At 58.1% G+C, this 7,447-nt stretch carries 9 protein-coding genes; all 9 read right to left on the bottom strand.

Annotated elements, in window-relative coordinates:
• Positions 1-858 precede the first annotated feature (858 nt).
• Entirely contained in the window at positions 859-1,452 is a 594-nt protein-coding gene (locus H5U08_RS06640; protein ID WP_297031470.1) for a hypothetical protein, read from the bottom strand.
• 262 nt (positions 1,453-1,714) lie between these two features.
• Positions 1,715-2,275, bottom strand: coding sequence for a hypothetical protein (locus H5U08_RS06635; RefSeq protein ID WP_297031468.1), 561 nt, complete (start codon positions 2,273-2,275; stop codon positions 1,715-1,717).
• A 65-nt stretch (positions 2,276-2,340) separates the two neighbouring features.
• Positions 2,341-2,955, bottom strand: coding sequence for a hypothetical protein (locus tag H5U08_RS06630; protein WP_297031466.1), 615 nt, complete (start codon positions 2,953-2,955; stop codon positions 2,341-2,343).
• A 5-nt stretch (positions 2,956-2,960) separates the two neighbouring features.
• On the bottom strand, positions 2,961-3,305 hold the full coding sequence (locus H5U08_RS06625) for a carboxypeptidase-like regulatory domain-containing protein (protein ID WP_297031464.1): 345 nt from the start codon (positions 3,303-3,305) through the stop codon (positions 2,961-2,963).
• A 77-nt stretch (positions 3,306-3,382) separates the two neighbouring features.
• The gene (locus H5U08_RS06620) at positions 3,383-4,849 is read right to left on the bottom strand and encodes a hypothetical protein (RefSeq protein WP_297031463.1); all 1,467 of its coding nucleotides are present in this window, start codon (positions 4,847-4,849) and stop codon (positions 3,383-3,385) included.
• A 37-nt stretch (positions 4,850-4,886) separates the two neighbouring features.
• On the bottom strand, positions 4,887-5,231 hold the full coding sequence (locus H5U08_RS06615) for a DUF2019 domain-containing protein (RefSeq protein WP_297031460.1): 345 nt from the start codon (positions 5,229-5,231) through the stop codon (positions 4,887-4,889).
• 26 nt (positions 5,232-5,257) lie between these two features.
• Positions 5,258-6,427, bottom strand: coding sequence for a hypothetical protein (locus H5U08_RS06610; protein ID WP_297031458.1), 1,170 nt, complete (start codon positions 6,425-6,427; stop codon positions 5,258-5,260).
• 114 nt (positions 6,428-6,541) lie between these two features.
• Positions 6,542-7,234: a double-CXXCG motif protein gene (locus tag H5U08_RS06605; protein ID WP_297031457.1), complete on the bottom strand. Its 693-nt coding sequence runs from the start codon at positions 7,232-7,234 to the stop codon at positions 6,542-6,544.
• A gap of 12 nt (positions 7,235-7,246) precedes the next feature.
• Positions 7,247-7,447 (bottom strand): DUF2380 domain-containing protein (locus H5U08_RS06600; protein WP_297031456.1); only part of this gene is annotated, 201 nt, incomplete at its 5' end.

Raw genomic sequence — 7,447 nt, 5'->3', positions numbered from 1 at the left:
CTGGGAGTTGGCCACCTTTCCCCCGGCCGCTTGTAAACCGCCGTTTCAACCTTTCAATACCTCGAAAAACGCGCTCTCGTGTTAACAACTTTACTCCCTCTTTGGCGGTATAAACCGCGACCGATAGTTCGAGATCGTTTGGAATGATTTGCCCCTACCGAACGGGTCTCGAAATCGGCAAGTTCTTCTCTGACAAGCACTTCCGAAAACGGTCAAGAAGAGAGTCGTTATGAAGAGAGTTGCGTTCGGGGAGGGTGACTCATTTACGCTTACGGTGGGTGGCCGAATCACTGGGTGGGCAAATATTCCCGGTTATTCCTTATCTGCAACGATCGCGGGAGCCGTGAGCTTCCCGGCACGATTTTGCGCATCGGTTGACGTGGGGACAGGCACTATCTCAGAAGCCTACGCACAGATCACAGGCCCCGGAACGGGCGGTATACGGTTCTACGGCTACGGGAAGGGAATCGGTTTCAATAAAAGTTTTGACACCTGCCTCCTGGGAAACTGTTCCGGTATCCCGTAAGGGCACTTGTAATTCAGGGGGATGTTGAAGAGGAGGTTATATGCCCATGAAGGTTGGATGGATTGCCGTCCTGCTGTGCGCAGTGGCCGCTTCGGACGATGTTCCGACCAGTGCGAGTCCTGAGGCGAGGACTCGCACAGTGCCTGGACCGCCCGAGCTAGCTGTTGCCGTTTTTGCAGATGGGCGCTTTCTCGAAGTTCGCCGCTTTGTGTGGCGGGCGGTTAGACGCACGACTACGTCGAACCTTCCGCCGGGGCTTAAGATTGAAGTAAAGAGGGGGAACATCGAGCCGGCATCAAGCACGGAAGTGGTCCCCGTCGTTGAGACACACATTACGCGAATAGACGCCACCAAGATCGTGGCACGGCGCATTGATGGCCGCGCGGTTCTAGCTCCGAGGCCCGGATCGCACTAGCGGCTTCCCAGTTGAACTTCTGACCCAGCGCTTGCTCGATCCTCGCCCGCTCTTCGGCAGTAAACTGGTCAAGGCGCGTATGCCTCGTGCCAAAAGTCTGATTCAATTGGCGGACAATCGCAAGCTCCTCATCGACCGCCTCGCTCCAGTCGATCCCCCAATTGAACCATGCGAACGGGTTCCACCAGCGCCACGTCGAAGCCTTCCCGCCGTCGCCCGCTGCATGCGCTTCGCCGTTCGTCTTAATCTCGACCGCCTCGGCCATCCCAGGCATGTCCTTCTCGCAGGCAACCGAAGGCAGCGCATCGCGATTACCGCTCGCCGCGCTGGTGTGCTCATGGGCATGCCCTACCTGGGCAAAAAGAAGTTTACGAGCGACTGCGGCCCCCTCTGTGCTTGTCGCTTGCTGAGCGCCATTTTGCCCCTGACCAAACAAGAGTTCTTCGTCGCTGTACGCAAACGGGAAGAAACCGGTGTCGCTGCCGGGATTATCGTAGAAAGCGTCGCCCACATAGGCAATGTAGTTCTCTTCGCCGGAGCCGCTGTAGTCCCGACCGTAATAGCGATAGTCATAAAAGCCGGGATACGTGACCGTCTGGTCATACGAGGGATTCCAACTGCCGCTCCAACTGCTGCTGGAGGAATAGCCCGTGCCCGAACTTGAACTTTAGCCGTTATAGGACCTGCCCCGGATCCACTACCGCTACCTCATCGGTTCTCCGACGCGTTTGGCAAGAGGACATGGTCCCAAATCCGACATGAACTTTCCGAAGTCATAGTTTCGGCCTTTGCCCCACAGGACGTCTTCCACCCTCAAGGTACGAAGCCGCAACTTGGTGCCAGTTCTCCGGCCGTACCCAGACGGCCCGCAGCTGGCCCTCGTCGATGACTGCAACGGTACCTGAAGCGAATTCTACCGCAGAATCCCTTGGCACAAATGACACATCGCCAAGGCACACCCAGCCCGCCTGCGGGTTGAACCAAACCGCGTCGCCCAAGTGCTCGCGCACGTCTTCGCCCGCTCCCGAAAGCAATGGCCGAACGCAATGCACCCACACTCCTCCACCACGCGAGGATGGTGGGACGCGATCGCACATTTTCCATTTCATATAGGGCGAATAGCCATACACATGTAGAAGAAGTCCTGTTTCAATTCCCACAATGAGCTGTTCCGTATCCGTAACCAGTATTCCTTCCCCGGCCGATCCAAATCGAGCCTGAAACTGGGACTCGCTAGCCGGTACGAAGTCGAAAGCGTAATCTTTGATGCTGTAGATCGGGTATCCAGACAACGGCTCGATATCCCATCTCGGCACGAATGTAAACCGGTTCATAACGCTCTCCATAAGAAATGGAGGATACGATTTGTGTGTGGGTCAATCACCAATTCATAAATACCCTATCTTCCGTTCCAGCTACCCGGAACCTCCCAACGCCACGCGCCGGATACAATGCTATCCGTTGTCGGCTCAGCCGCTTCGATAATCTCCTGAATCAACAGACGCGATCGCAGGTACGGGCGGGTAGCCAAATGACCTGCGACCGTCTGTGTAAGTTCCAAGGTCTCAACGTTAATTCCTAGGCGGGAGGCACGTCTCCCAGTTCGAACAAGTGCCACAGCCTGTTTGGCCTTACTGGCTTTCCCTGCCCAGGCTCCTGCGGCAAATTCTACCCCCGTGGCTCCGAAGAATTTACTCCAGCCGTGGGTGTTTGTCCAACTGCCCCGTTGACCAGCCTCGTGGGTAATCAATCCCCGACTCCAGTCCGGGGAAGGAATGTAGGGAACCCGAATGGGGTCCTCCGGGTTGAGAATCCCCACCCGCTCCTCAGCCCACGCAATCGTGTTCACCGCACCCACCCCGATGTTAAGGATCCCAACAACGGAATCCTGAACACCGTTGACGATATTGGCCAGCCCTTGCGCTACCTCCTTGGCCCGCACCCACCGGGCCGATGACCGGCAGCCCGCCGTTGGGCCGCCACGGGTCGCCGCCAGCGGGGAAGCTTCCGCCACGCACGTCAGTGCGTCATCTTCCCCGGCGTTGCGGCAGCCTTGGCACGTTCCGGAACCAGCACGAGCCTTACCTGGTGCGACCGACACCCTTGCACCGTCATCGTCGCACCCAAAAATCCCTCCTTCTTCGCTTCGACAATAAAATTGCAGCGAACCGGCGCGTGGCCCTGAAAGAGGCGAAAACATCCCTTTTCATCCGTGCTCACCGAGTCGGGAAACGCTATCTTCTCTTGGCCCGGCTCGGGTCGCAACGTGACGGTGGCTCCAGGCACCGGGGCGCCCGCGTCGTCAACGACCACGCCCTCCACCGCGGTCCAGCTATCACGTGGGACAAACCAGCAACCTGCCATGAACAGAAGACCAGCTAAGGAGCCCCAACCCACCCCGACACGATATCCGCTATCATTTAAGCAGCACACGATGGCACCTATGGCGTTTTCTGGAGATAACGGTTGAGATTCTCTCGAAATCGCTGCCTAACCCAATCACCAAAACCAGCCGGAATCTGCCCATATCGAGGTGAGTTCTGGTCAAACCAATCCAGTCCATTTGGGTATTTACGCAAAACGTCCTTAACCGTGTCTTGAACCGCGTAACCGAGAATCTCCGAGAGATTCTTCCGGTACGCGTCCCCCTCGTACCACCACGCGGCCAGGCTGTCGATGCCGTAGGCCATCAGGAATAGCCCGGTGCCCAGGTCCTGCGCGTGTAGAGAGTGAAATGTCTCGTGGGCAATCAAGGCTATACTCCTAGGCTCGGGCTGCGAAGGGTACTCCCCATCGCGGTAGAACTGGTCCCAGCCTAACGTCACCGCGCCGACCTGTGGATCAGAAGCCAGAATAGCCTGCGCCAGTATGTTCTTAATCCAGTACCATTCGGTGCGCAAGCCCGCATCGTACAATCTTATCTGCTTGAGCGTACCGACGAGTTTCGCGTACAGCTCGTCCTGTTTCAGCCTTGGCATTATCTGCGTGAACAGGTACTCGAGGAATCTTCGCTCCTGAAGGCTCAGCGGTCGGCTCCCTTCCGCCTTTGTCCCCGCGGCCACGGTCGCTTTGCCGATTTCGATCGACGGCCCCGAAGGGCTGCCATCCACAGACTGGGCAACGCCATCCTGCAACGGCTCAAGACCCCCGTCGTTCGCCACAGGGACCTGGCGATTGGCGGCACCGGCGGGCGGGACCACGGAGACGCCGTAGCCGCCGGCCCCAGCCAAACGTTCCTCGAATGACCCGCTGGCGTCTGTGTGCTGACTGGCCAGGAGCATCATACTGTACGTGCCCCCCTCGCCGCTATACGCAAACGGGAAGAAGCCGCTATCGGAGCCGGGATTATCGTAGAAAGCGTCGCCCACATAGGCGATGTAGTCCTCTTCGCCGGAGCCACCGCCGTAGTCCCGGCCGTAATAGCGATAGTCATAAAAGCCGGGATACGTGACTGTGTGGTCGTACGAGGGATTCCAACTGCCGCTCCAACTGCTGCTGGTGGAAGAACCGCTGCCGCTGCCGGGACCACTTCCGGAACCACTGCCACTGCCACTCCCGGAGCCGGGAGCCGAGCCGCTGCCAGAGCTTGAACCGCTGCCCTCCGACACGGTGTGCGTCGACCAGCCGCTTTCGGTGCCGTTCTCGATGCCGGTGACGCGGTTGGTGGCCGAACTTGTCACGCTGCCATCCCCCTGGCCCTGCCAGGTCTTCGTCCACTGGTACTGGTAAGTGTAGTCGTCGTAGGTGGCGTTTTGGTAGGTCCCGCCGCTGACCCAGGTCTCCGGCCCACTCCACCAGTAATCCGCCCACTCGGAGTGGTAGAGCGAGTCCGCCTGCCCACAGGCCGAGGCTGGCCATGTTGAAGCTTGGGAATAATCGAGCCCAAATTCTTGGCATCCGGGCGGCAAGCAAGCAACAGCCAGTTGCCCAGCCTTTTGGCGCGGCCTAATAATCGAAGGTGAGCCGGCCTGCGTCGAACTCCTTAAGAACCATTTCGGCATCAAAGCCCAATAGTCCGCCACAAGCCGCGATCTGTTCTAACACCTTCCGAGCATCATCGGGTTTCCAAAAAAGGCTGTGCGAGGCTGCCCACAAACGCACGTATGGGTCCGAATCTGCCATAAGTCTGGAAATTGCCTCTTGACCCTCCGGAGTCGTACGTAAAATCTTGTACAGTTTATGTAGGCGATCGTGGGCTTGGTTTGCATTTTCCGCATCATTCCAGAGACCGGTCTGCAAAGCAGCGGTGCGATAGTCTTGAACGAGTTTCTCCAGGTCATTTATCTCCATCTCATATAGCCCCTCATGGCAACGGCTCACCCTTGATTACTTTCTCGAGAATCATCTGACCATATTTCATTTGATCCTCGTACGTTTGACTGTCGAGCCACTCTCTTACAGTCTTGCCACCTGTCCATGGGCGCTTCCTCGAATAGTAGTCGGCGATTTTCTGGTTGACTTCTCTCGGCACTGCCAACACGTTTGCGGTATTGTGGATCGCCTCGGGACCGAAGCGAGCGATGTTGCTGGGTCGCTGCTCCACGATGTGATGCCAAACCTTCAAAAGACCTGACCACGCCCTTGAGGCGGTGCACGCCACGCAAGGCATCCAGAGCGGCAACCGCCTCGTCTCCGTATTTTGCCACGTAGCGGGCAATCTTACCACCTTTGCCGACCGCGTCGCCATACACCGGGATCATGGACACCGCGGACAGCCCCGCCCCCGTCCAGTCCCCGCGAAATACGGAGATTACCGCGTTGACTGCGTCGGCTGGCTCGCCAAAACCGGGTATGCACCCCACCACATCCAAGCCGCCCTGCACCCAATCCCAGAAGCCGCCTTCAGCCTCGCCACTGGTGGCGGCCGTCCCGGTCACGACCCTTTCGCCGGAAGCGTCCCTGCCGCCCGCTATAGGCGGCAGCTTCTCCGAAGGCGCGTAGTGGTATCCGACACCCGCGGCCTCGCTATAGGACATGCTGCCGTCGACCCCGGGTTGGCCTGCCGCTGCCGGCAAAACAGTCACACTCTGCCGTTGTCCGACGCTTTGCCCAAGTGCCAAGGTCTCACCGGCGGTCTGACCCTGCGCAGACTGTTGCCCTTCATAGTTATAGGCGAAGGGGAACATGCCGCCGCTGGAGCCGGGGGAAGGAGCCTCGCTGAAAGCGTCGCCCATGTAGGCGACATAATCCTCTTCGCCGGAGCCACCGCCGTAATCCTGGCCGTAATAGCGATAGTCATAAAAGCCGGGATACGTGACCGTGTGGTCGTAGGAGTGGTTCCAGCTTGTGCTCCAACTGGTACTGGACGAAGAACCGCTGCCCCTGCCGGGACCACTTCCGGAACCACTGCCACTGCCACTCCCGGAGCCAGAACCCGAGCCGCTGCCAGAGCTTGAACCGTTCCCCTCCGACACGGTGTGCGTCGACCAGCCGCTTTCGGAGCCGTTCTCGATGCCCGTGACGTTGTTAGCGGCCGAACTTGTCACGCTGCCATCCCCCTGGCCCTGCCAGATCTTCGTCCACTGGTACTGGTAAGTGTAGTCGTCGTAGGTGGCGTTTTGGTAGGTCCCGCCGCTGGCCCAGGTCTCGGAATCTCGGCATCAGTCGATACCCAGAGGCCCCCCCAACTCGCGGGCACGAGCCTCCGGCATCCATCGCGACAACCGCCCTGGAGAAAAGCCGTCAGACACAAACTTTAACTTTGTCGGATCTTTCAGCACTACACCAGTTAATCGGTTCTCGCGAATGAGCTTGGCCACCCGGTCCGTGACAAAGATAAACTTCGGCAGAGGCCACACAATGAAAAAGTCGCTCCCGTCCCACTGCGAAGGATCAATGAGCCGCTCCGGATTGTCGCAACCAGAGTATTTCAGTAATCCACATGCATCACATTTTTTAACCAGTCGAATCCCTGACTCCGGTGGCGCCATACGCGCCCAGCCGGTCACCACCAACTCCCACAACCTCGGTGGAGGTTCCGTACTCTGTTTGAACTTGGCTGTGACAGGTTTCACCTCGTAGCCCGTGAGACCAGCTCGTCTAAACAACTCCAATACGTGATCTTGTACAAGACATTCCGAATACCAAGTCCACACAAAGTCATCCACGTCGTCAACGGTCTTGCCCGGCAACACTATGCTCAGGTTCGGTTGCCGCTTACCTGGCCGTTGATGGCCTTCGTGGAGCGGGCATATCACCGTGGACTCGTAATGCATATCGTCTGCCCACTCCGCAAGCCGCTTCGTTGATTCGGGCGCATCAAGGTGCCAAAACTTACCGTCGCTTTTGGCCATGGTCACATCCACTCAAATTCCAAACTCGGCCCGCAAACGCTGGAGGAACTCGAGGATTTCTTCTTTCTTCGCCTCCGGGTGTTCGTCAAAGAATTCGCGCCAGCGTTTGTTCCAGTTCTCAGGTCCGGTATGGATTTCGTCCGGCCTTAGCCTGTGTTTGCCATGCTCCAGTTCTATCACGTAGTCTTCAATATCGAGCCCCCTTTTTGCGAA

The organism is Thermogutta sp. (genome assembly GCF_014359955.1).
GTDB lineage: Bacteria > Planctomycetota > Planctomycetia > Pirellulales > Thermoguttaceae > Thermogutta.
Note: the sequence above shows the minus strand (reverse complement) of the source record. Positions and strands in the feature narration are given on the sequence as shown.

Bases quoted from the DNA above. Each gene is read 5' to 3' on its own strand.
- H5U08_RS06635 (WP_297031468.1), bottom strand. From the start codon at position 2,275: ATGAACCGGTTTACATTCGTGCCGAGATGGGATATCGAGCCGTTGTCT.
- H5U08_RS06625 (WP_297031464.1), bottom strand. From the start codon at position 3,305: ATGGCAGGTTGCTGGTTTGTCCCACGTGATAGCTGGACCGCGGTGGAG.
- H5U08_RS06615 (WP_297031460.1), bottom strand. From the start codon at position 5,231: ATGGAGATAAATGACCTGGAGAAACTCGTTCAAGACTATCGCACCGCT.
- H5U08_RS06605 (WP_297031457.1), bottom strand. From the start codon at position 7,234: ATGGCCAAAAGCGACGGTAAGTTTTGGCACCTTGATGCGCCCGAATCA.